Annotated in this window: 27 protein-coding genes; 4 read left to right on the top strand and 23 right to left on the bottom strand. The window is 34.8% G+C overall.

The annotated features are described in order from the left end of the window. Positions 1-8 precede the first annotated feature (8 nt). The 6 genes from pfkB to gabP all read right to left on the bottom strand — a co-directional run bounded on the left by pfkB (position 9) and on the right by gabP (position 5,834). Positions 9-920 (bottom strand): 1-phosphofructokinase, encoded by a 912-nt coding sequence (gene pfkB, locus AABL52_RS08950; protein ID WP_000640831.1) that lies wholly within the window; start codon positions 918-920, stop codon positions 9-11. Next, positions 917-1,669, bottom strand: a complete 753-nt coding sequence (locus AABL52_RS08945) for a DeoR/GlpR family DNA-binding transcription regulator (RefSeq protein ID WP_000957277.1) — start codon at positions 1,667-1,669, stop codon at positions 917-919. The genes pfkB and AABL52_RS08945 overlap by 4 nt, the downstream gene beginning before the upstream one ends. Positions 1,670-1,827: 158 nt before the next feature. After that, entirely contained in the window at positions 1,828-2,991 is a 1,164-nt protein-coding gene (locus tag AABL52_RS08940; protein WP_341519191.1) for an iron-containing alcohol dehydrogenase, read from the bottom strand. Positions 2,992-3,107: 116 nt separating this feature from the next. Further along, complete coding sequence (locus AABL52_RS08935; protein ID WP_000228316.1) at positions 3,108-3,650, bottom strand: DUF420 domain-containing protein; 543 nt, start codon at positions 3,648-3,650, stop codon at positions 3,108-3,110. Between the two features lie 317 nt (positions 3,651-3,967). Continuing rightward, complete coding sequence (locus AABL52_RS08930; protein WP_341519190.1) at positions 3,968-4,306, bottom strand: hypothetical protein; 339 nt, start codon at positions 4,304-4,306, stop codon at positions 3,968-3,970. Between the two features lie 133 nt (positions 4,307-4,439). Further along, positions 4,440-5,834: a GABA permease gene (gene gabP / locus AABL52_RS08925; RefSeq protein ID WP_341519189.1), complete on the bottom strand. Its 1,395-nt coding sequence runs from the start codon at positions 5,832-5,834 to the stop codon at positions 4,440-4,442. 417 nt (positions 5,835-6,251) lie between these two features. Here gabP and AABL52_RS08920 point away from each other — a divergent pair, with 417 nt between their 5' ends. Then, entirely contained in the window at positions 6,252-7,334 is a 1,083-nt protein-coding gene (locus AABL52_RS08920; protein WP_097844258.1) for a chitinase, read from the top strand. Between the two features lie 184 nt (positions 7,335-7,518). On the opposite strand, the gene AABL52_RS08915 is transcribed toward AABL52_RS08920, so the two are convergent. After that, entirely contained in the window at positions 7,519-8,412 is an 894-nt protein-coding gene (locus AABL52_RS08915) for a metallophosphoesterase (protein WP_341519188.1), read from the bottom strand. Between the two features lie 195 nt (positions 8,413-8,607). On the opposite strand from AABL52_RS08915, the gene AABL52_RS08910 reads away from it, so the two are divergent. Both AABL52_RS08910 and AABL52_RS08905 read left to right on the top strand, forming a co-directional pair. Further along, positions 8,608-9,423, top strand: a complete 816-nt coding sequence (locus AABL52_RS08910; protein WP_341519187.1) for a formate/nitrite transporter family protein — start codon at positions 8,608-8,610, stop codon at positions 9,421-9,423. A gap of 141 nt (positions 9,424-9,564) precedes the next feature. Beyond that, positions 9,565-9,837, top strand: coding sequence for an HU family DNA-binding protein (locus AABL52_RS08905; protein WP_001043904.1), 273 nt, complete (start codon positions 9,565-9,567; stop codon positions 9,835-9,837). Positions 9,838-9,857: 20 nt separating this feature from the next. On the opposite strand, the gene AABL52_RS08900 is transcribed toward AABL52_RS08905, so the two are convergent. The 10 genes from AABL52_RS08900 to AABL52_RS08855 form a co-directional block, all read right to left on the bottom strand. Further along, positions 9,858-10,337 (bottom strand): GNAT family N-acetyltransferase, encoded by a 480-nt coding sequence (locus AABL52_RS08900; protein ID WP_016135192.1) that lies wholly within the window; start codon positions 10,335-10,337, stop codon positions 9,858-9,860. Positions 10,338-10,498: 161 nt separating this feature from the next. Further along, a complete protein-coding gene (locus AABL52_RS08895; RefSeq protein WP_341519186.1) occupies positions 10,499-12,919 on the bottom strand; it encodes a heavy metal translocating P-type ATPase in 2,421 nt (806 codons plus the stop codon). Positions 12,920-13,014: 95 nt separating this feature from the next. Continuing rightward, positions 13,015-13,221 carry a copper chaperone CopZ gene (copZ, locus tag AABL52_RS08890; RefSeq protein ID WP_016135194.1) on the bottom strand — a complete coding sequence of 69 codons (207 nt, stop codon included), beginning with the start codon at positions 13,219-13,221 and terminating at the stop codon, positions 13,015-13,017. 203 nt (positions 13,222-13,424) lie between these two features. Next, positions 13,425-13,727 carry a metal-sensing transcriptional repressor gene (locus AABL52_RS08885; protein ID WP_000349636.1) on the bottom strand — a complete coding sequence of 101 codons (303 nt, stop codon included), beginning with the start codon at positions 13,725-13,727 and terminating at the stop codon, positions 13,425-13,427. Between the two features lie 291 nt (positions 13,728-14,018). Further along, the gene (locus AABL52_RS08880; protein ID WP_000849106.1) at positions 14,019-14,246 is read right to left on the bottom strand and encodes a hypothetical protein; all 228 of its coding nucleotides are present in this window, start codon (positions 14,244-14,246) and stop codon (positions 14,019-14,021) included. A gap of 259 nt (positions 14,247-14,505) precedes the next feature. After that, a complete protein-coding gene (locus AABL52_RS08875) occupies positions 14,506-15,453 on the bottom strand; it encodes a cation diffusion facilitator family transporter (RefSeq protein WP_341519185.1) in 948 nt (315 codons plus the stop codon). A 46-nt stretch (positions 15,454-15,499) separates the two neighbouring features. Then, a complete protein-coding gene (locus tag AABL52_RS08870) occupies positions 15,500-15,742 on the bottom strand; it encodes a ferredoxin (protein WP_242250744.1) in 243 nt (80 codons plus the stop codon). 61 nt (positions 15,743-15,803) lie between these two features. Then, on the bottom strand, positions 15,804-16,526 hold the full coding sequence (gpmA, locus tag AABL52_RS08865) for a 2,3-diphosphoglycerate-dependent phosphoglycerate mutase (RefSeq protein WP_341519184.1): 723 nt from the start codon (positions 16,524-16,526) through the stop codon (positions 15,804-15,806). A 66-nt stretch (positions 16,527-16,592) separates the two neighbouring features. Continuing rightward, positions 16,593-16,967, bottom strand: a complete 375-nt coding sequence (locus tag AABL52_RS08860) for an ArsR/SmtB family transcription factor (protein ID WP_341519183.1) — start codon at positions 16,965-16,967, stop codon at positions 16,593-16,595. A 187-nt stretch (positions 16,968-17,154) separates the two neighbouring features. Continuing rightward, complete coding sequence (locus AABL52_RS08855) at positions 17,155-18,219, bottom strand: helix-turn-helix transcriptional regulator (RefSeq protein ID WP_341519182.1); 1,065 nt, start codon at positions 18,217-18,219, stop codon at positions 17,155-17,157. 92 nt (positions 18,220-18,311) lie between these two features. On the opposite strand from AABL52_RS08855, the gene AABL52_RS08850 reads away from it, so the two are divergent. Continuing rightward, on the top strand, positions 18,312-19,001 hold the full coding sequence (locus tag AABL52_RS08850) for a class I SAM-dependent methyltransferase (protein WP_341519181.1): 690 nt from the start codon (positions 18,312-18,314) through the stop codon (positions 18,999-19,001). 38 nt (positions 19,002-19,039) lie between these two features. Here AABL52_RS08850 and AABL52_RS08845 read toward each other — a convergent pair whose 3' ends face one another. The 6 genes from AABL52_RS08845 to AABL52_RS08820 all read right to left on the bottom strand — a co-directional run bounded on the left by AABL52_RS08845 (position 19,040) and on the right by AABL52_RS08820 (position 24,785). Further along, positions 19,040-19,858, bottom strand: a complete 819-nt coding sequence (locus AABL52_RS08845; protein ID WP_341519180.1) for an alpha/beta hydrolase — start codon at positions 19,856-19,858, stop codon at positions 19,040-19,042. An 18-nt stretch (positions 19,859-19,876) separates the two neighbouring features. Next, positions 19,877-20,698, bottom strand: coding sequence for an ABC transporter ATP-binding protein (locus AABL52_RS08840; RefSeq protein WP_341519179.1), 822 nt, complete (start codon positions 20,696-20,698; stop codon positions 19,877-19,879). Positions 20,699-20,712: 14 nt separating this feature from the next. Beyond that, entirely contained in the window at positions 20,713-21,735 is a 1,023-nt protein-coding gene (locus tag AABL52_RS08835) for a FecCD family ABC transporter permease (protein WP_341519178.1), read from the bottom strand. Beyond that, positions 21,728-22,735 (bottom strand): FecCD family ABC transporter permease, encoded by a 1,008-nt coding sequence (locus AABL52_RS08830; RefSeq protein WP_098238553.1) that lies wholly within the window; start codon positions 22,733-22,735, stop codon positions 21,728-21,730. The genes AABL52_RS08835 and AABL52_RS08830 overlap by 8 nt, the downstream gene beginning before the upstream one ends. Positions 22,736-22,762: 27 nt before the next feature. Continuing rightward, positions 22,763-23,728 carry an iron-hydroxamate ABC transporter substrate-binding protein gene (locus AABL52_RS08825; protein ID WP_061678142.1) on the bottom strand — a complete coding sequence of 322 codons (966 nt, stop codon included), beginning with the start codon at positions 23,726-23,728 and terminating at the stop codon, positions 22,763-22,765. Positions 23,729-24,026: 298 nt separating this feature from the next. Beyond that, a complete protein-coding gene (locus tag AABL52_RS08820) occupies positions 24,027-24,785 on the bottom strand; it encodes an exodeoxyribonuclease III (protein ID WP_000767604.1) in 759 nt (252 codons plus the stop codon). Positions 24,786-24,929 lie beyond the last annotated feature (144 nt).

Raw genomic sequence — 24,929 nt, 5'->3', positions numbered from 1 at the left:
GCTTCCCCCTATCGCTTAGTTACAATTACTTGCGACAATAATTCTTCTACTTTTTCCTTTTCACATAAATCAGCTGAAAATGCTGTTGCACTCCCTGTTGCAACGCCATATTGAAATGCCTTTTCAATATCTTTTGTCTGTTCATATTTCCCTACAAATCCTGCAACGAGAGAATCTCCGGCCCCAACCGAATTAATTACAACACCTTTTGGAACAGTTGCTTCATATATACCTTCTGCCGTAAATAATAAAGCTCCATCTCCGGCCATTGATACGATAACGTGCTCTACACCTTGTTCAATTAATTTTCTTCCATACGGTAAAATAGCTTCTACTGTGGAAATCTCTACACCGAATAACTCACCAAGTTCATAATGATTAGGCTTTATTAAAAATGGTTTATTTTTAATTACATGTTGCAGTGCACTTCCGCTCGCATCGACTACTACGCGAATACCTTTTTCAGCTCCGAGAGCTGCGATTGATTCATAAAAAGTAGTTGAGATAGACGCTGGTACACTTCCAGCTAGTACAACGCAATCTCCCTGCTTCATACTTTTAATTTGTTTCATTAATTGTTCAAATTGCTCATTTGTCACATTAGGACCTTGCCCATTTAATTCTGTCTCTTCTTGCCCTTTTATTTTTACATTAATTCGGGAATCACCATCTACTTGGACGAAGTTTGTTGTTACACCTTCCGCCTGTAATATATCTTTAATAAATCGACCGGTAAATCCACCAGTAAATCCAAGTGCTATATTTTCAACACCTAAACGATGAAGAACGCGAGAAACGTTAATGCCTTTCCCTCCAGGAAATTTCATATCTTTCTCCGCTCGATTTACTGCGCCTAAATCAAAGGAATTAACTTGTACTACATAATCAATAGATGGATTTAAAGTAACTGTATAGATCATTGTTTATCAGCCTCAATTACATTGGTTTGTCTTTTATATTTTTCTAAATCAATTTCTAAATGGTTTGTAATAATATTTGCCTCTTCAACATTGGCAATTTTCGCAAACGCAACTTCTGAAAACTTACTTTCATCAATTAAGAAATATCCTTCGTTCGCTAATGTTAATGCCATTTGTTTTAATAGTGCCTCTTCTGGATCTGGCGTTGTAAAACCAAGCTGTTCATGTACACCATTTGCGCCTAAAAAACATTTATCAAAGCGATACTTTTGCATACTTTCCTGTGCCATAGCACCAATTAAAGCTTTCGTCCTACTTTTCATCATTCCGCCTAGTAAATATGCACGAATATTATTTTCAACTAAAGCTTCAATATGCATAAGTCCATTCGTAACGACAGTAACATCTTTATTTATTAAAAATGGAATCATTTCAAATGTCGTACTTCCTGCATCTAAATAAATGCAATCACCTTGTTCAACAATGCTAGCGGCATACTTCGCAATTTGTTGTTTTATTTGAATGTTTTTGGATGATTTTTCAACCATCGTCGGCTCCTGTCCTTTTCCTGTTAAAACAGCTGCACCACCGTGAACTCTTTTTAATAACCTTTGTTTTTCCAATTGCGCTAAATCACGACGAATTGTTGATTCAGAGCTTTCTGTTCTTTCTACTAATTGTTGTAATTTAACAACCTTCTGCTCTTTTACAAGTTGCAATATCATTTGATGACGTTCAGGAGTTAACATTTTATTCACCTCTTCTTTGATTACAGTATAATGAAAACGATCACAAAAATCAACCATAAACATTCATAAATAACCAAAATCAATCAAGAACAGTTATAAACAACAAGAAAGAAACCCATTTGATTGTTATATCAAATGGGTTCCTTTACTTGCTTCACTTATAGGGAAGCTTTATATATGCTTAAAACATCGTCTTTATTTAATTTTTTAAAGTTACCAAATTCACCATAAGCCATCGCTTTATCCGCCATTACATCAATTTCATTTTCTCCAATAGCGTAATCAGCTAATGTTACCGGCGCCTCAATTGAAGTCCAAAATTGACGTAACGCCTCAATTCCTTCTAACGCAATTTCTCGATCAGTTTTCCCATCTGTTTCTACATCGAATACACGAATAGCAAACTGTTTAAAACGACTTATATTTTCGTCTACAACATGCTTCATCCAGTTCGGGAATAGAATTGCTAAACCGCCTCCATGTGGTATGTCATGAACCGCAGAAACTGCATGTTCAATATTATGAGTCGCCCAGTCTCCTTTAACTCCCATCGCTAAAATGCCGTTTAACGCCATAGTACCGCAATATAAAATGGTTTCTCTATGCTCATAACTTTCTAAATCACTTAAAAGCTTAGGAGCGGTTTCAATTACTGTTTTTAATACAGATTCACAATAACGATCTTGTAGTTCTGTATTTGTTCCGTGGTGGAAATATTGCTCTAATACGTGTGACATAATATCTACCATACCGTAAATTGTTTGATTCCTCGGCACAGACACAGTATGAACTGGATCTAAAATCGAAAACTGCGGGAAAGTAACAGGGCTACCCCAGCCATATTTTTCATTCGTTTCCCAGTTTGTAATGACAGAACCAGCATTCATTTCAGAGCCTGTTGCCGCAAGCGTAAGTATCGTACCAAATGGTAAAGCCTCACTAGCAAATACTTTTTTCGTTACAATATCCCACACATCTCCATCGTACTTACTACCAGCAGCAATTGCTTTCGTACAGTCGATCACACTTCCTCCGCCGACGGCTAATATGAATTCGACGCCATTATCTTTACAAATTTGAATCCCTTTCTTTACAGTTGATACACGAGGATTCGGTTCAACGCCTGTCAATTCAAATACTTCTGCATTTATATCTTTTAAAATAGAAATTACATTATCATAAATACCGTTTCTTTTAATACTGCCTCCCCCGTATACGAGAAGAACTTTTTTACCGAACTGTGGAATTTCAGTTTTCAACTGTTCTAACTGCCCTTTACCAAAAATAAGTTTCGTTGGATTACGAAATACAAAATTTTGCATATTCCTTTACCATCCCTTCTATATGAAAAGCAACTATACTTTTGTATACCATATTTTTTTCATTTCACAAAAATATTTGCCTAACAAAAAAATCCCAGCCTACAGGCTGAGATTTTTTATTGGTAATAAGGTGAGATCATTAAGTAAACAATAACACCAGATAAACTTACATATAACCAAATCGGCATCGTCCAACGTACAATTTTACGATGACGTGTTAATTGATTTGTAAAACCAAATACAAGTGCAAACAATGCAAGTGGTACAATAATTGCTGCAAGGATAATATGTGTAATTAAAATAATGAAGTACACATATTTAATGAATCCTTCTCCACCAAAATGTGTTGCCGGCGCCAAGTAATGATACGATAAATAAGAAACACAAAATAGCAACGTCGTTGTAAATGCTGCCAGGATGAAACCGCGGTGCATTTTCACATTCTTCTTAATAATCGAGTATAAAGCTGCTAATAAGAATACGAACGTAAAGCTATTAAAAATTGCATTTAACATTGGTAAAATTGTTACATCAAAATGTACTTCTCCTTCATAGCCAACAGGTCCAAAGAACAAAAATAAAATAATCGCATTTACAATTACAGAAAGCGTTATCACAATAGGAGCATAGCTTTTCTGATTCGTTGATTGATCCACCAAAATGGTCACTCCTCTTCCTTCAAATATGTATACGTAACCTCACTATTTTAACATATTATTCACAGTGTAAATGTGACAATAGTTTGACACAGTAAGACAGAGCAAAGAAAAAAATCCTTCTTAATAAAACTTCTTAAGAAGGATTTTATCGCTTTATTATTTAAATAGCAATGTAATTAGTTTTTGTTGAAAAACGTATTGCTATATGCTTGAAAAATTTCAGACACTTGATATCCCATTAAAGAAATTGCTGTTAATGAAAAGAAACCAATCATAAGAAATCGAAACCACATATAAATCTCCTCCTTGTATTTAGCTTAAAAAGCAGTCGCTATATTACAAGTGGAGTGGCACTCTTCATCGTCACTTTCCTTTTTCTTTACAATTGCTGTTATAAATCGAATCATAAAGAATATAACAAAAGGAATTTGTTCGTAATTCAACTTGGCATAGTTTGGCAACGGCTCGCGCTGCACATCGAACGGGGATGAGAAGGAATAGAACATACCTTGCTCTTCCATATATACAATTACAATTTTCATACAAAACATTATTCCTAGAAACGAAACAATATCTTGCCATTCTGTCGTATATAACAGATTATATAGCTCTAATACGTACTCTTCCATTGTCATCCCCCCTTCCTTTTTTACCATTTTGCTCGCCTTCGTTTAAAAAGTCAAGAAAAAAGTTTATATTCACTATGACAATAGTAATTACTTGTTTCTATGATTATATATGATTCTTTTATAGCAATGATTGGGTGTAACTCTCTTCTAAAACAAGAAATTAGAATCGAACAGATTCCTCATTTTTACTTTTAGGATTCAACACTGTACTATTTTTATTTCTATTGAAAATAAAATAAGAAAGTATTATAAGAACAGTAACTAGCATCGTTAATAGTGCCTGTGAACGTAAAGATTCAATTGCGAGCATTGCAACTAAAACTGCTATAATCGCAGCAATTGTAACGTATGTTACATACGGAAAAAGCCACATTTTCACTTTCAAATTTTGTTGTTCTGCTTTCCCCATTTTTTTACGTATCTTGAAATGAGAAACTGCTATAACGAGATAAACGAGTAACGCAATCCCGCCAGATGCATTCACTAAAAATAAAAATACTTTATCTGGAGATATGTAACTAAAAACAACTCCAATGTAAGCAAAGAAAGTTCCAAATAAAACCGCCCGAACTGGAACACCACTACTATTCAATTTCAAAAATACCTTTGGCGCATCTCCTCTTTCTGCCATTGAGAAAAGCATTCTTGAGTTCGTATATAAACCCGAATTCAAACAAGAAAGTACAGCTGTTAAAACGATAAAATTCATAATTTGCGCTGCCGCTGGTATCCCTATATGTTCCAGTACCGCCACAAACGGACTTTTTAGTATGTTCGCCGAATTCCACGGAAGGAGTGTAACAACTACAGCGATCGATCCAATGAAAAATACGAGAATACGCCAAATTACACTATTTGTTGCTGTTTTTACTGCCTTTACAGGTTCGGCAGACTCTCCAGCGGCTACTGCAACAATCTCAGATCCCATAAATGAAAATATAACGACGGTGATTCCAAGTAACACCGAACTTATACCATTTGGCATAAATCCTCCTTGACCTATTAAATTCGAAGTGCCAGGTGCTTCCGTTCCTGGTACAAATCCTAAAATAACAGCTAGTCCAAGACAAAGGAACAAAACAATACTTATTACTTTAATAAATGAAAACCAATATTCAAATTCTCCAAATGATTTCACCGAGAAAACATTCGTCAATGTTAATAAAATCGTTAATATTAAGCTTAATAGCCAGAGTGGGATTTCTGGAATCCAGTATTGAATAATACCAGCACCTGCTGTAGCTTCTATTGCAATAACAATTACCCAGAAAAACCAATATAGCCACCCAATTGTATAACCTGCCCATGGACCAATTGCCTCTCTTGCATATGTTGCAAATGAACCACTTGTCGGATTAATAGCTGCCATTTCTCCTAGCATTCTCATAACGAAAATAACTAGAAGTCCTGCTAATGCATATGAAACGATAGAACCTGGACCTGCTGAATGCACAACCGCACCACTTCCAACAAACAAACCAGCACCTATTACACCGCCAATTGAGATCATTGTAATGTGGCGTATTTTGAGGTCTTTCTTAAGATTTTTATCCAACTCTTGTACATCCCCTTCCAAACTTAATTTTGAAATTTCCCCCGCATTAACAGGCAGTAAGACCCCCACCTCAAAATTCAGCGGAAGTAAAGAAGTTAGGCGGGAATTTACTGTCCGTAAATGCCCGATTGGTGAGGGCTGATAATCAGCGAGGGATGAACCCCCACTGATTAAAGTTTCACTTTATGTAAGAGTATTATGCGAAAAATCTTGTCCTATATTTTAAAATATATCAAAATATTCTGAATTTAACAATCGTAATTCGACCCCCTTCAGAAATTATTTCATTAGGTTTAATAATTTCCCATATAAAATTGTTGAGAAAATTATAATCACCTTACAAAAGATCGATTTTTCAGATATTATTAAATAGACAAGATTATACATCTAGACAACTTTTTGTATAGGAGTGTTGATATGTTAAATAAGTTCAAATTCATTTGTTGTACTTTAGTAATTTTCTTACTGCTACCACTAGCTCCCTTTCAAGCACAAGCAGCAAACAATTTAGGATCAAAACTACTCGTTGGATACTGGCATAACTTTGATAATGGTACTGGCATTATTAAATTAAGAGACGTTTCACCAAAATGGGATGTAATCAATGTATCTTTCGGTGAAACTGGGGGTGATCGTTCCACTGTTGAATTTTCTCCTGTGTATGGTACGGATGCAGAGTTCAAATCAGATATTTCTTATTTAAAAAGCAAAGGAAAAAAAGTAGTTCTTTCAATAGGTGGACAAAATGGGATCGTTTTACTTCCTGACAATGCCGCTAAGCTACGTTTTATTAATTCCATACAATCTCTAATCAATAAATATGGTTTTGATGGAATAGATATTGATCTTGAATCAGGAATTTACTTAAACGGAAATGACACTAATTTCAAAAACCCCACGACTCCTCAAATCATAAATCTTATTTCAGCTATTCGGACAATCTCAGATCATTATGGTCCAGATTTTCTATTAAGCATGGCCCCTGAAACAGCTTATGTTCAAGGTGGTTATAGCGCATACGGAAGCATCTGGGGTGCATATTTACCAATCATTTACGGAGTGAAAGACAAACTAACATACATTCACGTTCAACACTACAATGCTGGCAGCGGGATTGGAATGGACGGTAATAACTACAATCAAGGTACTGCAGACTACGAGGTCGCTATGGCAGATATGCTCTTACATGGTTTTCCTGTAGGTGGTAATGCAAATAATATTTTCCCAGCCCTTCGTTCGGATCAAGTCATGATTGGACTTCCTGCAGCACCAGCGGCCGCTCCAAGTGGCGGATATATTTCTCCAACTGAAATGAAAAAAGCTTTAGATTATATCATGAAAGGAATTCCTTTCGGAGGAAAGTATAAGCTTTCAAATCAGAGCGGCTACCCTGCATTCCGCGGCCTAATGTCCTGGTCTATTAATTGGGATGCAAAAAACAACTTTGAATTCTCTAATAACTATAGAACATATTTTGATGCGATTCCCTTGCAAAAATAATAAAAAACAACAATAGGTTATATAACCTATTGTTGTTTTTTATTTATGTAAATTACTTTTTCACTTCTACATAATGAAAAGATTCTTTTCCATTTTAACACCTCAAATAAAACTTACATAATATTCCGTGTTTAATTAATAAAAAAGAGAACTTTCTCTGAAAGTCCTACTACTCTAGAATAGTCTAGTTGCTATTTTGCTTTAACACAAATACCGAAAGTTCAGGTACACTCCAAAATCTAACAGGCATTCGGGTTGTTCCAATACCACGATTTACGTATAAATGTAACGCCTTATTCTTCCCTTCTAATTCATACATACCTTCCACATAGCTCTCAGCTAATTTTGTAGTAATTAATGGACCTATAAAAGGAATTTGAACTTGTCCTCCGTGACTATGGCCCGACATTTGAAAATCAACTGGGTAACGAGCTACTTTGTCTATAACATCCGGCTCATGTACTAAGAGCATATTGAAATCTTGTTGCCTTACTTGTTTTAAAGTCGCGTCTATTTGTGGCTCCCCCAATAAAAAATCATCTAAACCTGATATTGTAATATAATTGCCGTTTTCCACCTTAATTTTCTGCATTTCATTTACCAACACAGTGAAACCAGCTTCCTCCATATACTTTTTATAAAATAAACTACCTCCCCCGCCCCTATCATGATTCCCATACACTGCATATTTCCCTAAGGGTGCATGTATTTTTTGTAAAATACCTTTCGCTTCTTCTCTTTCCGCCTTATACGCTCCAAACTTATCTATTAAATCCCCTGTAAAAACTACCATATCTGGATGTAACGCATTCATCTTCTCCACCAAATTTTCTAGTTGTTTCAGTGTAAATTCTGGCCCTAAATGTACATCTGAGAATTGTAATATCTTTTTATTATTAAACTCTTTAGGAATTGTAGATGCTTCTATTTCATTCCACGTAACTGTTACTAGTTTTCGTTCAATTTCTGTCGCATAGAAATACAAACTTACTGAAATCATTACTATACTTATAAAACCGATTATAAATATTTTTACAATTGATTTTTTTTGTTCTTTTTTTACATGATGCGTATTCATGCTCTCACCTCTAGAAGTACTTTACAGCCTTATTGTTACATTAATGTGACAACATGAAGAATGTTAGTTATATCCAATTCTATCCCATTCACTTTGACAAATTTATACAGAAGTCATAACATATTTTTATAATACATAGATTTTTAAAAATGTTCCACCTATTCATTCTATCATTTTATTAAGGAGAGATTATTCATGTCTGTATTTACACCAGAAGAAATTACGGAACTTGCTGCGAATTCCGGAAGAAAAAAAGCTCATTTATCATTACTTCCTATGCTAATTCTCGGTTTTTTTGGTGGTGCTTTCATAGCATTAGGGTATTTACTTGATATCCATGTTATCGGAACAATGCCAAAATCTTGGGGATCATTTACTAGTTTTCTAGGCGCTGCTGTATTCCCTATCGGTCTTATACTTGTTATTCTTGCAGGTGGTGAACTAGTAACTGGTAATATGATGACAGTTTCTATGGCTTGGCTTCAAAAGAAAATTACTTTATTTCATTTCATACGAAATTTAGTTATCGTTACGTTTAGCAACTTCATAGGCGCTGTATTCGTTGCTTATTTTTTCGGTCATATCGTCGGATTAACAGAGGGCGCTTTTTTAGCGAAAACAGTTTCCATTGCGCAAGCTAAACTAGAAGATACACCTCTACAAGCCTTCATTTCTGCAATCGGATGTAATTGGCTCGTTTGTTTAGCTGTTTGGCTCAGTATGGGAAGTAAAGAATTTATCGGAAAGATTATCGGCATCTGGTTCCCAGTTATGACTTTTGTTGCGATTGGATTTCAACACGTTGTAGCCAATATGTTTGTTATCCCAGCTGCAATTTTTGCCGGGCAGTTAACTTGGATTGAATATTTTCCAAACTTCATTTTTGTTTTCTTCGGAAACTTAGTAGGCGGTATGTTATTTGTAGCGTTACCTTATTTCATATCTTATAATAAAAAACTACCTTCCAATAAAGAGCAAACCGAATTAAAGAAACAATCTGTATCCGCTTAAATGAACTGTCTATACAGTGGCTCTAAAAAATATTACAAATTTCATTTTTTTTACGAATATATGTGCGTACACTTGTTCTCGAATGTTTTATACGTTATAATAACAACTTAAATAGCATTATTTACATATGAGGTGAAAAACATGAACAAAACAGAATTAATTAAAAACGTAGCACAAAACGCTGAGATTTCTCAAAAAGAAGCTACTGTAGTTGTACAAACCGTAGTAGAATCAATCACTAACACTTTAGCTGCTGGTGAAAAAGTACAACTTATCGGATTCGGTACATTCGAAGTTCGCGAAAGAGCTGCTCGTACAGGCCGTAACCCACAAACTGGTGAAGAAATGCAAATCGCAGCTTCTAAAGTACCTGCTTTCAAAGCTGGTAAAGAACTAAAAGAAGCTGTAAAATAATGAAAAAATAGCCTTCTCGTCTATGAGAGGGCTATTTTTTTCATTACATAATTAGTAAAAATCTGACCATTATGTTGTTTCTTTTGTTCCTTTATGCAAATAAAACCTTTATTTTCAAAGAAAGGTTTTGCTGTAATACTCGCTTCTGTATATATCTCCCTATGCCCCAAGTTCACTGCTTCTTTTTCTAACTTCTGTAGTATGTATGACGCTATCCTTTTCCCTTGATAATCTTTATGAGTAAAGAGACGATCTACATAATACTCATCATTATAATCCCCAAATCCCACTATCACACCGTTATGATCCGCTACATAACTAATATTCTTCTCTAAAGAATTTAACCAACTTTCTCTATCTAGTCGCTCTGGTGCCCATGCCTGTAGCTGTAATACATTATAATCTTTTGCATTAATTGTATGAACTGTTTCATAGAACAACTGTAATACTTGTTCTAAATCCTCTTTATGGAATGTTCTAATGATCGTGTCTTTTAACATATATGAACCTCCTTACTAGACTATCATTTAACTTTTCTACCATCTAGTATTCAATATTTCTGCTTTATTATATCTTTTTTCTTTCTATATAAACAAAAAACAATACTTATTTCAAAGTATTGTTTTTTGTTTAAAAGCATATGCAATTACTCTATAGATTTTTATTTTTTTAATTTCACTCTTTGTAGTCGTAATGCATTTAATACAACGGATACAGAACTAAATGCCATCGCAGCTCCAGCAACCCAAGGTGCTAAGAAACCGAACGCTGCAATCGGGATTCCTAACCCATTATAAGCTAGTGCCCAGAATAAATTTTGCTTAATATTTCTTATCGTCATCTTGCTCATAAAGATTGCATCAGCAATACTATTTAAATCACCACGGATTAACGTAATGTCTGCCGCTTCCATCGCTACATCCGTACCTGTTCCAATTGCCATACCGATATCCGCCGTAGCCAGTGCAGGAGCATCATTTATTCCATCTCCAACCATTGCTACTTTCTTACCTTGCGCTTGCAGTTTTTTCACTTCTTCAGCTTTTCCTTCTGGTAATACTTCTGCAATTACGTGATCAATACCAACTTGCTTAGCAATTGCCTGAGCAGTTTGTGTATTATCTCCTGTAATCATAACAACGTCTAGACCCATTTTCTTAAGTCTTGCGATAGCTGCTTTTGAAGTATCTTTTACAGTATCCGCAACGGCAACTATACCAGCATATTCTTTATTGATCGCAATAAGCATCGCTGTTTTTCCTTCTCGTTCTAGCGCTTCCATCGATTTAGAAACTTCTTCAATATCAATATCGAATTTCTTCATTAATCGACGTGTACCAATTAATAATTGTTTCCCTTCTACAACTGATTCAATACCGAATCCTGGAATTGCTTCAAACGTTGCTGAACTCGGGATATCAATTTGCTTTTCTTTAATTCCTTCTACAATCGCTTCTGCAAGTGGGTGTTCAGAATTTTTTTCTGCCGCACCTACTAAACGTAGTATTTCTTCTTCGTGGAATCCATCCGCTACAATTACATCTGTTAGCACCGGCTTCCCATTTGTAACAGTACCTGTTTTATCTAGAATAACTGTATCTAATCGGTGGGTTGCTTCTAAATGCTCCCCGCCTTTAAATAAAATGCCATACTCAGCCGATCTTCCTGATCCCGCCATAATAGACGTAGGCGTTGCAAGACCTAATGCACACGGACAAGCGATAACAAGTACGGCTATCATTTTCTCAAGTGCTCCGCCAAAATCACCAGGTGTAACAAATAGCATCCACACTGCAAATGTGATAATAGCAATCACAACTACAACCGGTACGAAAATACCTGAAATTTGATCTGCTACCCTTTGAATAGGAGCTTTTGAACCTTGAGCCTCTTCTACTACTTTAATAATTTGAGCTAATGCAGTATCTCTTCCTACCTTAGTTGCTTTCACTTTTAAAAAGCCATTTTTATTTATTGTAGAACCGATTACTCCATCCCCAATTGTTTTATCAACTGGAATACTTTCACCTGTTAACATCGATTCATCTATCGCTGACTTTCCTTCTACAATTTCCCCATCTACTGGGATTTTTTCACCTGGTTTTACATAAACGATATCACCAGCTACCACTTCTTCGATTAAAATTTTTATTTCTGTTCCATCTCGTACAACAGTAGCGGTTTTCGCCTGTAATCCCATTAATTTTTTAATTGCTTCTGACGAGCGTCCTTTTGCTTTCGCCTCAAATAATTTACCTAAAATAATTAGTGTAATAAGTACCGCGCTCGTTTCAAAATATAAATCTGTCATATGTTCCGAAGAACCGATAGATTGAATGCTTAAATATACACTATAGAAATAGGCGGCCGATGTTCCAAGTGCCACGAGAACATCCATATTGGCGCTTTTATTTCGTAACGCTTTATAAGCCCCAACATAAAACTGCCCACCAATGATAAACTGAACTGGAGTTGCAAGAGCTAGCTGCACCCAAGGGTTCATAAGCATATCAGGTAAATAAATAAACGATGTAAATGAGAAATGACTTACCATTGCCCACAATAACGGAAATGATAAAATAAACGAAATGATAAATTTCTTCTTTTGTCTCTCAATTTCTTGTAAGCGATGATCAGTTGATCCATCTTGCTCATCTGATTTCGCTTCTAATTTATATCCTAATTTCGTAATTGCACTCTTCATTTCATTTACATTAATTTCATCAGGATTAAAATCTACTGTAGCTGATTCTAAAGCGAAATTTACTGTCGCTCCGTTCACACCTTCTAACTTATTTAAACGCTTTTCTACTCTATTTGCACATGCTGCACATGTCATCCCTGAAACAGTAAACTCAGCTTTATCACTGACAATTCCATATCCTAACGATTCAACTTTTTCCTTAAATTGTTGCGGATTTGTTTTTTGGGGATCATACATTATTTTTGTTTTTTCAAGTGCAAAATTTACATTTGCATCATGAACACCTTCTACTTTTTTCAGACCTTTTTCAATTCTATTCGCACATGCCGCACATGTCATTCCTGATATTTGAAGATTGGCCTCTTTTTGTTCATTCATGTCTCTCACCTCTATATACCCTCACAAGGTATAATTATTAACAAAATAAATCGTACTTCCTATAAAGTACGATTTATTTCCATATCTAAAAATAATTATTGAACATCGTACCCTTGATCTTCAATTACAGCAACGATATCTTTTAACGTTACAACTGATGAGTTGATAGTAACTTCAACAGTTCCTTCTGCTAATTGAACTTTCACTTGTTCAACACCGTTTAGTTCTTTCACACTGCTTTCAATTGAATTTACACAATGTCCACAAGACATACCTTCAACTTGTAATGTTAACTGTTCCATTTAAAATCCTCCTCTTGTTTCTTCATTGTTTGTTAATCACAATTACATCTTACCATACCCCCCTAAGGTAATCAATGGTTTTGTATCATGATTTTTCAATTATTTTCTAAAAGTTTATTTTACACACACTTTTTCACACCAATACCCCAAAATCCTATATAAAGGTAAACAAAAAAACAAGCCAGTGACATACTAGCTTGTTTTTATGCTTTTGAAAAACGTTCAAATACCGTCATTAATTCTTCAATTGCTTCGTCACCATTGCCATCTTTAATAGCGCCTGAAACACAATGACTTGTATGGTTTTTTAATACACCCATTCCTACTTTTTTCATCGCTGCATTAATCGCTGAAATTTGCACTAAAATATCCACGCAATAACGATCATTTTCAATCATATTTTGAATACCGCGGACTTGTCCTTCAATTCTCTTTAATCTATTTATAATTTGTTCTTTTTCTTTTTCTGATCTATGTGTTACCGCTTCATGCTCTTTATGATCCATATTATCACCTTCTTAAAGTTTCTCTTCATCCAATAAAACAATTGCTTTTACGAGTATACCAATTATAGCATTAATTATCTATGTATGATACCCCATATGAGTATATTTCCGCTCTATGCTTATTCTTAACAATTTATTAGCTTCTCAGTCTCAATTTTCATGATACCCTTTCCTTTTTTCAAAAAAGAATAATAAGCGTAGATTATCTATCTCCGCTTATTATTCATCCATAAATATAAAAGCCTCAATTTATACACGTATAAATTGAGACTCTTTTCTGCCTATATATAATTACTGCTGATCACATACTTTTGTATCATTCACTACAGAAGTTCCTTCAACGGTTACCGTATGAAAACAGTCATTTACACGAACTGTCACAACATTATCTTGCCGATCAATAACGTGATATTCATTAAAATTTTTATTTAGAGCACTGCGAATTTGTTCTCCTTCATAAATTGGAATGCCATGTGATAAAACCCAGATAAGCCCAGCGATAGCAAGAATAGTTTTCATACGATCTACCTCCTTGAGAATATAGTGAACTTTTAATCCATGCTTTTTCAGCTCTACTAATCATGAATGGAATGAATCAAGCCTTTTTGGAAATAAGTTCATTTCGTCTATTTTATGTTTATGCTAATTGTGACCGAATTGTGACAACTTTTTGTCTCTTTAGACGAAAAGTTGAAACAAAACGTTCAAAAAGGACAATTCTACTTGAGCAAACAAAAGGCTATGGAGAACTTCCCCATAGCCTTTTGTTTGCATTTTATTAGACAATCATTTCATTATGTTTAATGTTAAGTGTTTCAATTTGAATAGTAGCATGTTCAATATGGAACTCTTGCTTTAACATATCGATAATATTTTGAAGTACTTCTTGATCATCATGCTTTTTATCAATCATTACATGGACGCTTAATGCATCTAATCCAGATGTAATTGTCCAAACATGAAGATCATGTAAATCACGTACACCTTCTATTCCTTTAATCGCTTGCTTCACTTTCTCTAGTTCAATTGCAACTGGTGTACCCTCCATAAGTATATGAATAGAATGTTTTGTTACTCCCCATGCGCTCTTTAAAATTAATAAAGCTACAACTACCGAGATAATTGGATCTGCAATATACCATGAGAATAACGACATAAGTGCACCAGCTACTAATGCTCCCACTGACCCTAAAGCATCCCCAAGAACATGTAAATATGCGCTACGTAAATTCACATTATTTTTCACGTCACCTTGTCTCATGAGTGCCCATGCACTGATTAAATTTGCTAGTAAACCAATTGATGCGATTAACATCATTGGACCACTTGCTACAGTTGGTGGTTCAAAAAAACGACCAATTGCTTCCCATACGATAAGCCCCGCTACAACAAATAACGTAATACCATTAATTAGTGCCGCTAAAATTTCAAAACGATAATATCCATACGTTTTTGTAGAAGTAACTGTTCTAGCGGCAAGCCCGATTGCAATTAAACTTAATAATAATGAGCTTGTATCACTTAACATATGTCCTGAATCTGATAATAAAGCTAAACTATTTGTAACTAGTCCTCCAAAAAATTCAAGAAACATAATAGTTGCTGTAATGACTAAAGCTGTAATTAATCCTTTTCTATTCCCTTCCCTACTTTCCTCAAAATGATGATGTCCATGGGAATGCCCGTGAGCATGCCCATGATGTTGGTGACCGTGATGATGTCCCATATAAATGCCTCCTTTTAATTTTGTTTTGTCTTTCATAATTCCACTATTAAATTTTTACCTTATTTACAAATGGCTCTTTTCTTATCTGAATCGAACTTGTTGGACAGCCGTCACTTGCCGCCAACATTGCTTGCAAGAAAGTTTTTGGAATACCCATTCTTCCTTGGTTGTTATCTAATACACCAAATGATTTTCCTCTTCCGTCTAATTGATATATATCAGGTGCTATAGAAGTACATAGTCCACATGCCTCACAATTCTTTTTATTTACAACCGTATAATGTAACAATTTAACTCACCTCCGTTTTTTCATATACAATACATAGGTAGGGTATATCAAATCGTTTATTTTACACCAGTTTTTCTTCTAAAGTTTCTATTTCCCTATTTAGATAATAATGGCATACCGGTTTTAAATCTTGATCCAATTCATAAACCAATGGTGTTCCTGTTGGAATATTTACATTTTCTATATCTTCATCTGAAATTTGATCTAAATATTTTACTAAAGCACGTATTGTATTGCCATGGGCTGCTATAATTACTTGTTTACCAGCTCTTACATTAGGAGCTATCTCTTCATTCCAATATGAAACAACTCGTTTCTTCGTATCTTCTAAATCTTCTGTAAGAGGAAACTCATACTCTTTTACCTCTCTATATTTCGGATGTGCTGCTTCATATCTTTCGTCATCTTTTGTAAGTGCTGGTGGGCGTACATTTGTTGAACGTCTCCATAAAGTTACTTGCTCATCGCCATATTTTCTCGTTGTTTCTTCCTTATTTAATCCTTGAAGCGCACCGTAATGTCGCTCATTTAATTTCCATGTTTTATGAACAGGTAGCCACATCAAATCCATTTCTTCGAGAGTAATCCATAAAGTATGCATCGCTCTTCTCAAAACAGATGTATATGCTATATCAAATGAGAAACCATTAGCTTTCAGCATTACTCCGGCTTCTCTTGCTTCTTGCAAACCTTTACTAGATAAATCAACATCCGTCCAACCTGTAAACCTATTTTCAACATTCCATTCACTTTGTCCGTGTCGTATTAAAACTAGCTTTACCATACTTATTATCTCCTCTCCTTTTAAAGTTGCATTTTCATAAAGATACTTCTTTATGAAAATGCATAATTACATATCAACTTCTTTATTCTTCATTTCAATACTATGACTAAACGCTAATTCAATTAATCCATTTACGTGAGAGTCATCTAATGAATAAAAAACAAGTTTCCCCTCTTTACGCTTTTTCGCTAATCCTATCGTTTGTAATAGTCTTAAGTGATGTGAAGCTGTTGCAATACTACTATGAATAATACTTGCGACATCACGTACACAAAGCTCTTTTTCTGTATACAACGCATAAGCAATTTTCAAACGCGTTTCATCTGCAAGTGCCTTAAACATTTGCGCTACACTACTTATATTTTCTTTCTCTAGCATGTCACTTGCATGTTTTACTTTTTGCTCATCATGATAGCAAAGTTCACAATGCTCTTCCTTCATATGTAACACCTCTTATTCAAATACATATTTGATTATGTATGTAGCATACCTTATAAACGAGAAACATTCAAATGTTTATTTGAATGTTTCTCGTTTATATTAAAAATCCCACTGATTATTAACCCGCAGCTATCAATCTTATGAGCTTACCGATTGTTAATACCGGATAAATCAAACCGGTTTTCTTTTAATATTCCTCCGGAGAAAAATAAAACTTTGTAAAGAGCTCCCATATAAGCTCGTTTCTACTGCATACTCCGACCTTTTCAAAAATTGACTTGAAATGATCCTGAACTGTATACGTAGAAATACACAATTCTTTTGCCACTTCTTTTGTTGACATCCCTCTAACAATTTCTACTATCACTTCTTTCTCTCTTTGAGACAAACTATAAGAATCTGCAAGAAGAGGAAAAACTTCTTCTGGCCGTGCACTTTCGAACAAAACCCTATATCCTGTATGACAACTACTGTAACCTTCTAGCCTGCTCGCACGAATAACCAAAAATTGCCCACACGTTAAACTTATACAGACTGTTGCTTCTTTATTAGTTTCATACGCTTTTACTTTCGAACAAACTGCCCGTATCGGCCTCGGAATGTCATCTTCATTCAATTGCTCATATTTTCTAAAGTTTGATAACCATATGTACCCTGTTTCATCCCAATAATTTAGTCTAAGATTTTCATTTAATACAATCATGCCCCTTCCTACTACTTTTACTTGTTCTTCTGACCGGATTATAAAGGATGTTCTTAAAGTATCTCCTGCCAATAAACCCACCTTCGATAAATACTTACATTCATCATGCTGAAAAGGTACTTTTGTATTATCTCGAAACAGACTTAAGTGTCCAAAACATTTTCCTTTACTCATACAAACCACTCTTACTTCATCTATAAAACCGGCTGGTTTTAAAATATTTCGATACCTAGTACTTTTTATCGGATTATCATTTGTGACAATACGTATCGCACCAACATGAGGGGCCTTTGATGCTAAATCTTTAAATTTGTTGTAATCACCTTCTAAAAATTCATTCATAAATAACTGCGAATGCAGTTGTTCAATTCTTCGATCTGTATATGCCCCGGTTGTTAAAAATGTGCGTGGGTCTATAGCGGCAAAACAGGACGCATCAAAAGGAATTACCTTTTTTAATATATTTAAAAACTCTTTTTGAAATTGTCTAATTGATCTCTCACTTTTCATCAACACTGTTATTTCTTTCGTTGCCTGTTCATAAATCATCTTGATTTCCCCCCAGATTTATGGGATTGTTTCCTCTAACCATTTTATTTCATAATAAAGTGAAACTTTATTGTAAAAGAGGAGGCTAAAAAATGAGCTGGAATGATCATACTGTACATACATATGAACGAACAATTCCGTTAAAAATCCCTGGATATTTTACCCTTTATGAAATGGTGAACCATTTTTTATTTACGACACTCCCTAAAGAAAACATGAATCCAAATTTACTAGTTATAGGTGCTGGTGGTGGACAAGAAATTCTCTCAATAGGCAAACAAAATAGCAACTTATCTTTTACAGGTGTGGATCCATCTCAAAGCATGCTACAGTTAGCTAAAAAAAGAATTGAACACGAAGACTTGCAAAATCAAATTCACTTTGTACATGGAACTGTTCATTCATTATTAAGCAATCCATTATTTGACGCTGCTACTTGTATGCTTGTTCTTCACTTCATCCCAACTATGAAGGAGAAAATAGAGTTACTTAATGAAATTAGTAGTCGCTTAAAGCCAGGTGCTCCATTCTTTCTCTCTTCAATAAATGGTATACCCCATACAAGTATGTTTTCTGCACAATTAAACGCTTGGCGCAACCATATGATGCAAAATCAAATTCCATTAAAAGATTGGGACCGATTTGAAAATTCTTTTGAAACAGAAATATTTCCTATTTCCGAAACAAATCTACTAACTATTATGGAGGAATGTGGCTTTACTCACATCACTCGCTTTTTCAGTAGCTTTTTAATTGATGGATACGTTGCCTTTAAACAATAATGAAAAAAGGTAAGCAATTGCTTACCTTTTCCCCTCTTCTATACGTGACTAATAAACCTTAACCCTTTACTTAAAGAAGTCGGCACAACTGATGCATGATTCTCCCCTTCAGCCTCATAAAACGTAAATCTAAACTGATCATGTTTTACTTGGAGAAGACGCTCTGACAATTCGTTTGCCCCTACAACCATATGCTCTCGTTCTAGTGACCCCACTGTAAGAAATACTCCCGTTTCAAACTTAGCACTGTTTAATTCACTTATAAGGTTCTCTTCTTTTTCAAGCACAGATTGGTTATTCCACCAAATAGATGGACTACTAATAAAATAATTTTGAAAAGCATTTACGTTTGTAAATAGTATATGTAAAGCAAATAAACCACCTAGCGAATGCCCAAATAACGTTTGTTTTCCTTTATCAATCTCAAAATCATTTTCGATTTGAGGCTTCAGTTCTTTTTCTATAAAAGTAAAGAAGTTATGTGCTCCTCCTGTTTTAGGCCACGGTTTGCCATCCGGTTTTAAAGGCGCATCTTTTGAAATTACGCTAGGCGTAAAATCATAGCATCTTTCTTCACCTGAAAATGCCCCGTCAATACGATAACCAATACCTACTATAATGGCTGGTGAAACACAAGTTTTTTCTGCTCTAACTGATTGTATTTTAACCGCTTCATGGAATGTTTGAAAAAAGGCATTCCCATCTAATACGTATATTACAGGATAGCCTGACTCTGGTGCTGGCTGCTTTGGCTTTGAAATATGAATTTGATATTCCTTACCTTCTAATTTTGAATACATGTTCCACTGCTCTGTATTAGATGTTATAATCTGCTGTTTTTCAATCGTAGTATTCATCTTATATCTCCCCCCTTTTTAACTCGTTACATATATGTCAACTTTCTCTTCTTGAAGTGCAACGCTATCGTATCCAAAACAAACAGGAGACCCATTATACGGATCAATCATGACACGCGCATCAATATGAAATACTTCTTTTAACACTTCATTTGTAATGATTTCTTCTGGGTTACCCGTTGTAACGATTTCCCCTTCCTTCATTGCAATAATTTCATCTGAAAACCTTGCTGCATGGTTAATATCATGTAGTACCATTACAACCGTACAATTATGTTCTTTATTTAATTTCTCCACAATTTGTAATACATCTAATTGATGAGACATATCAAGATATGTCGTGGGTTCATCTAGTAGTAACACTTCTGTCTCTTGTGCTAAAGCCATCGCTAGCCATACCTTTTGCCTTTGACCACCTGATAAATTGGCAATTTGTCTCGTTCGAAATTCAGAAGTTTTCGTTATTTCTAATGCCCAATCAATCATTTCTTTATCTTTTGAAGTTAACTTATTTACGTTATTTCGATGTGGATAGCGTCCATAAGAAATTAACTCTTCTACTTTAAGCTCTCCTGGCGCAATTGGAGTTTGCGGAAGTAAAGCTAACTGCTTTGCAATTTCTTTCGTTGGAATTGTATGTAAATCCTGTCCTTGTAAATAGACTTTACCGCTCTTTTGCTTTAAAATTCTTCCCATTGTTTTTAACAATGTCGATTTACCGCACCCGTTTGGCCCTATAATTGTCGTTACTTTTCCTTCTTGTATTTCCACATTTAAATCGCGAAACACTGTAAGCTTTTCATAACTCGTTTCTAAATTTTTTGCACTTAAAATACTCACTTTTATTCCTCCTCTTACGCTTTCGCCTTATAAAGTAAATATAAGAAATACGGTACACCGACAATAGAAATAACGATTCCAACTGGTAACTCTACAGGTGTGAACACTGTTTTTGCAATAAAGTCTGAAGCAATTACAAGGAACATTCCGATTACTCCGCACGTAGGAATGATATATTTATGCTGAATACCAACTAGCCTTTTCGCTATATGCGGTGCCATTAGTCCAATGAAGCCAATACTTCCTGAAACAGCAACACATGCGCTCACAAGTCCGATACTACTTAGTAGTAAAATAGATTTCTCTCTTTCTACTGAAACACCTAAACTTGTAATACTCGTTTCTTCCAATTGAAATAAATCTAATAAATAAGCTTTCTTTTGTATAAGCGGAATTAATATGATAAGCCACGGCAACATAGCAACAATATACTTCCAGTTTGCGCTATATATGCTTCCAGACACCCAAACTGCAGCCATCTCGAAATCAGTTGACTTCATTTTGAGTGATAAGTACATAGAAAATGCTCCAAATCCTGATCCAATTGCAATCCCTGTTAATAAAAGACGTTGCGAATCTAGCTTACCGTTTTTCCATGAAAACAGATAAATGATGATAGCTGCACCTAATCCGCCGACTAAACCAAAGATTGGCATCATCATAATAGAAACCCAGTCTGTGCTCTTTAATTGTCCTTGAAAGAAAAACATAAAGATGACGATTGCTGTTCCTGCTCCGGCATTTACTCCTAAAATACCTGGGTCTGCCAATCCATTTCTCGTAATCCCTTGAATAACAGCACCTGCAACGCCTAGGCCTAATCCTACTAATCCAGCAATTACGATGCGTGGAAGACGAAAATCAAAGATAACTAGATCATGTTCTGGTACTGGATCAATTCTAAAAAGTGTTTTAAATACATCCGTAATCGTAATATCAAACGTACCGTTCGTTAAACTAATATAAATAGCACCAAAAATTAAAAATATAATAATCCCCATTGTCATTCCGAAACGTTGACTTGAACTTTTAGGCATGTCTCTCTCCCCCTCTTGTACGGATTAAATAAAGGAAGAACGGAATTCCAATTAAGGAGGTAACGACGCCAATTGGTGTTTCAAATGGATAGTTTACAAATCTACTCAAAACGTCACATAATGCTAAGAACACTCCACCAATAACACCTGCACATGGCAAGATCCACTTATAATCTACCCCAATTATAAAGCGAGTAATGTGCGGAATAATTAAACCTACAAAACCTACTTTCCCGACTAATGCAACTGCTGTTCCTGTTAAAAGAATAACGGATAAAATCGCCATCCCTTTAACTAGTTTTGTACGTTGTCCTAGATTAATAGATACCTCTTCTCCTAAAGAAAGAATTGTAATAGATTTTGATATTACTAATGCTAAAGCTATCCCAATTATCCCAAAAGGTATCGTGATTATAATTACATTAGGGTCCACTTGATCTAACTTTGCATTAAACCAAAAACTAACATTTTGAGAAATTTGGAAATACGAAGCCATCGCAGCAGATACACTACTTAAAAATGTTCCAATAACTGTTCCGATAATTGCTAACCTAACAGGCGATAAGCCATTTTGAAGGAGCGAACCGAAACCAAACACGATACCTGCTCCTAATGCAGAACCAATCATTGAACATAAAACCATACCGATTGATGACATTCCCGGAAGAAAAATCATACAAAGTGTAATAACAAAAGCTGCACCATCCGTCACACCCATAATAGAAGGGGATGCAAGATAGTTTCTTGTCATCCCCTGCATAAGTGCTCCTGATATGGCTAGAAATGCTCCGACTAAAAGAGCTGCAACTACCCTTGGTAAACGTGAAGTAATAATAATATTATGATTTACATTGCTTGAATCAAAATGAAATAATGCATTCCACACTGTTTCAGCATCAATGTTTTTCGCACCATATAAAATAGAAAGTATAACCGTAAATAAAATCAATATGGGTGCTATACATAAAATGGTTACTGGTACCGTATTCGTTTTCTGCATATCATTCAACGCACCTTACTTATTGTATTATTTAGATAAATTTTTCACTGCTTCTTTTAAGAATGCTGTTTTACTCCAAGCTGTACCACCTTGTGCCATTGGATCTACAACGTTTACAAATACTTTCTTTTCTTTCGCAGCATTCATACTTTGCCAAATTGGATTCTTTTCAATATCTTCTAACACTTTCGGTTTATTATTTTCACTAGCCTCGTATTGTAAGAAGATATAATCCGGATTAACTTCAGCTAATTTTTCTAAAGAAATCTTTTCTTGTGCTTTTACCGTTTTAAGTTGTTCTGGAGCAGTTAGTCCCAGATCTTTATAAATTACAGGATTAAAGTATACTCCTTCTGGGTATAGGAATAAGTCGTTTGCTCTTAGTCTAATGACAAGTACTTTTTTGTCTTTTAACTTATCTCCTAATTTTGCTTTTGCTTTTTCAGCATCCGTATTGTAATCTTTAATAATCTTTTCTGCTTTATCTTTTTTACCAGTTAATTCTCCCATTAACTTTAAATTATCTTCCCAATTTGTTGACACGTGCGATACTGGGAATGTCGGAGCTACTTTCGTGAACTTTTCAGCTGTTTCTGCTGGGAATTTCGTACTTGATGTAATAACATCTGGTTTTAATTGTAGTAATGTTTCAAAATTTGGTTCCATTTTCTCACCAACAGATTTTGCACCTTCTAAATCTTTTTCAAGATACTTCGGTAATTTACCACCAACAGTAATGGCACCGACTGGCTTAATACCAAGTACCGCTGCATCTTCCATTGACTCTAAACTAGCTGTCGCAATTTTATCTACTTTTGCTGGTACTGTATATTCTTTACCTAAATATGTAATTTTTCTTTTTTCGTCTTTTTTCGTTTCCGTAGCTTTTGTCTGTTGCTTTTGCTCCCCAGAAGTTTTATCAGCGCTATTACATGCTGCTAATCCTACACTTAATACTGTAACCATCCCTAATGTAAATAACTTCTTGTTCATCTTTATATATCTCCTCTCTAATTTTCAAACTATATTCTCAACAAAATTTAACTATATGAAACTTGTCTTACATATATATTTCATTAGATTAATAATTCTATCCAGAACTCATTCTCGTTCACTTCCCCTAAACTATAATTCTTTTACACCTCATCCATTGATAACCCTTTTCATTGATAATGATTATCGTTACTAAGTATATATTTAATATGCAATTATTTCAAGAAAGATTTGAAAAATTTTAACAAACTGAATAAAAAAGAAGTATCCGCCTAATGTCAGGGAGATACTTCTTTTTTTAGAAATTTATGTGTAATTCAACTGGGCAATGGTCTGATCCCATTACTTCACTATTAATTTTCGCCTCTGTTATTTTGTCTTTCATTCTTTCAGAAACAACAAAATAATCTAAACGCCATCCAATATTTTTCGCTCTCGCTCCCATACGATACGACCACCATGAGTATGCGCCTTCCTGATCAGGATACAGATAACGATATGTATCAATAAATCCTTCTTCTAAAATACGTGTGAATTTCTCTCGTTCCTCATCAGAGAATCCAGGATTTTTACGATTACTTTTTGGATTTTTCAAATCGATTTCTTTATGAGCAACGTTTAAATCACCGCAAAAAATAACTGGTTTCTTTTCATCTAATCGTTTTATATACGCCCGGAAATCATCTTCCCATTTCATTCTGTAATCTAATCGTTCTAATCCACGTTTTGAATTTGGTGTATATAACGTTATCATATAAAAACCTTCGAATTCTACAGTAATAACTCGGCCTTCTTGATCATGCTCTTCGATGCCTAAACCGTATGTAACAGAAAGCGGTTCTTGTTTCGAAAAAATAGCCGTTCCTGAATAGCCTTTTTTCACAGCATAATTCCAGTATGTATAGTATCCCTCTGGATTTAAATCAATTTGTCCATCTTGTAATTTAATCTCTTGTAAACAAAATATATCAGCATTTGATTCCTCGAGATATTCTAAAAATCCACCCTTTGCGATAACTGCTCGCAAACCATTTACATTCCATGAAATTAACTTCACTTATAGCCCTCCTCTTGATGTTTATTTCCAAATTTCATGCTATCACAAAATAGAAAAACAATCATATTTTCACCTTTGTAATCTTGCTCTTACATTTGTGAATACATACATACGCACTTTATTCAGGTTATACTAATTTCAGAG

Source organism: Bacillus paramobilis (assembly GCF_038096195.1).
GTDB lineage: Bacteria > Bacillota > Bacilli > Bacillales > Bacillaceae_G > Bacillus_A > Bacillus_A mobilis.
This window is presented reverse-complemented; position numbering and strand designations above follow the sequence as displayed.

Excerpts from the sequence above, each read along its gene's own strand:
- AABL52_RS08910 (WP_341519187.1), top strand. The coding sequence starts at position 8,608 with ATGTCTGTATTTACACCAGAAGAAATTACGGAACTTGCTGCGAATTCC.
- AABL52_RS08915 (WP_341519188.1), bottom strand. The coding sequence starts at position 8,412 with ATGAATACGCATCATGTAAAAAAAGAACAAAAAAAATCAATTGTAAAA.
- AABL52_RS08920 (WP_097844258.1), top strand. The coding sequence starts at position 6,252 with ATGTTAAATAAGTTCAAATTCATTTGTTGTACTTTAGTAATTTTCTTA.
- AABL52_RS08830 (WP_098238553.1), bottom strand. The coding sequence starts at position 22,735 with ATGCAGAAAACGAATACGGTACCAGTAACCATTTTATGTATAGCACCC.
- AABL52_RS08855 (WP_341519182.1), bottom strand. The coding sequence starts at position 18,219 with ATGATTTATGAACAGGCAACGAAAGAAATAACAGTGTTGATGAAAAGT.
- AABL52_RS08860 (WP_341519183.1), bottom strand. The coding sequence starts at position 16,967 with ATGAAGGAAGAGCATTGTGAACTTTGCTATCATGATGAGCAAAAAGTA.
- AABL52_RS08885 (WP_000349636.1), bottom strand. The coding sequence starts at position 13,727 with ATGGATCATAAAGAGCATGAAGCGGTAACACATAGATCAGAAAAAGAA.
- AABL52_RS08850 (WP_341519181.1), top strand. The coding sequence starts at position 18,312 with ATGAGCTGGAATGATCATACTGTACATACATATGAACGAACAATTCCG.
- AABL52_RS08905 (WP_001043904.1), top strand. The coding sequence starts at position 9,565 with ATGAACAAAACAGAATTAATTAAAAACGTAGCACAAAACGCTGAGATT.
- AABL52_RS08945 (WP_000957277.1), bottom strand. The coding sequence starts at position 1,669 with ATGTTAACTCCTGAACGTCATCAAATGATATTGCAACTTGTAAAAGAG.
- AABL52_RS08875 (WP_341519185.1), bottom strand. The coding sequence starts at position 15,453 with ATGGGACATCATCACGGTCACCAACATCATGGGCATGCTCACGGGCAT.
- AABL52_RS08930 (WP_341519190.1), bottom strand. The coding sequence starts at position 4,306 with ATGGTAAAAAAGGAAGGGGGGATGACAATGGAAGAGTACGTATTAGAG.
- AABL52_RS08845 (WP_341519180.1), bottom strand. The coding sequence starts at position 19,858 with ATGAATACTACGATTGAAAAACAGCAGATTATAACATCTAATACAGAG.
- AABL52_RS08900 (WP_016135192.1), bottom strand. The coding sequence starts at position 10,337 with ATGTTAAAAGACACGATCATTAGAACATTCCATAAAGAGGATTTAGAA.
- gpmA (WP_341519184.1), bottom strand. The coding sequence starts at position 16,526 with ATGGTAAAGCTAGTTTTAATACGACACGGACAAAGTGAATGGAATGTT.
- AABL52_RS08940 (WP_341519191.1), bottom strand. The coding sequence starts at position 2,991 with ATGCAAAATTTTGTATTTCGTAATCCAACGAAACTTATTTTTGGTAAA.
- AABL52_RS08825 (WP_061678142.1), bottom strand. The coding sequence starts at position 23,728 with ATGAACAAGAAGTTATTTACATTAGGGATGGTTACAGTATTAAGTGTA.
- AABL52_RS08835 (WP_341519178.1), bottom strand. The coding sequence starts at position 21,735 with ATGCCTAAAAGTTCAAGTCAACGTTTCGGAATGACAATGGGGATTATT.
- AABL52_RS08880 (WP_000849106.1), bottom strand. The coding sequence starts at position 14,246 with ATGAAAACTATTCTTGCTATCGCTGGGCTTATCTGGGTTTTATCACAT.
- AABL52_RS08895 (WP_341519186.1), bottom strand. The coding sequence starts at position 12,919 with ATGAATGAACAAAAAGAGGCCAATCTTCAAATATCAGGAATGACATGT.
- copZ (WP_016135194.1), bottom strand. The coding sequence starts at position 13,221 with ATGGAACAGTTAACATTACAAGTTGAAGGTATGTCTTGTGGACATTGT.
- pfkB (WP_000640831.1), bottom strand. The coding sequence starts at position 920 with ATGATCTATACAGTTACTTTAAATCCATCTATTGATTATGTAGTACAA.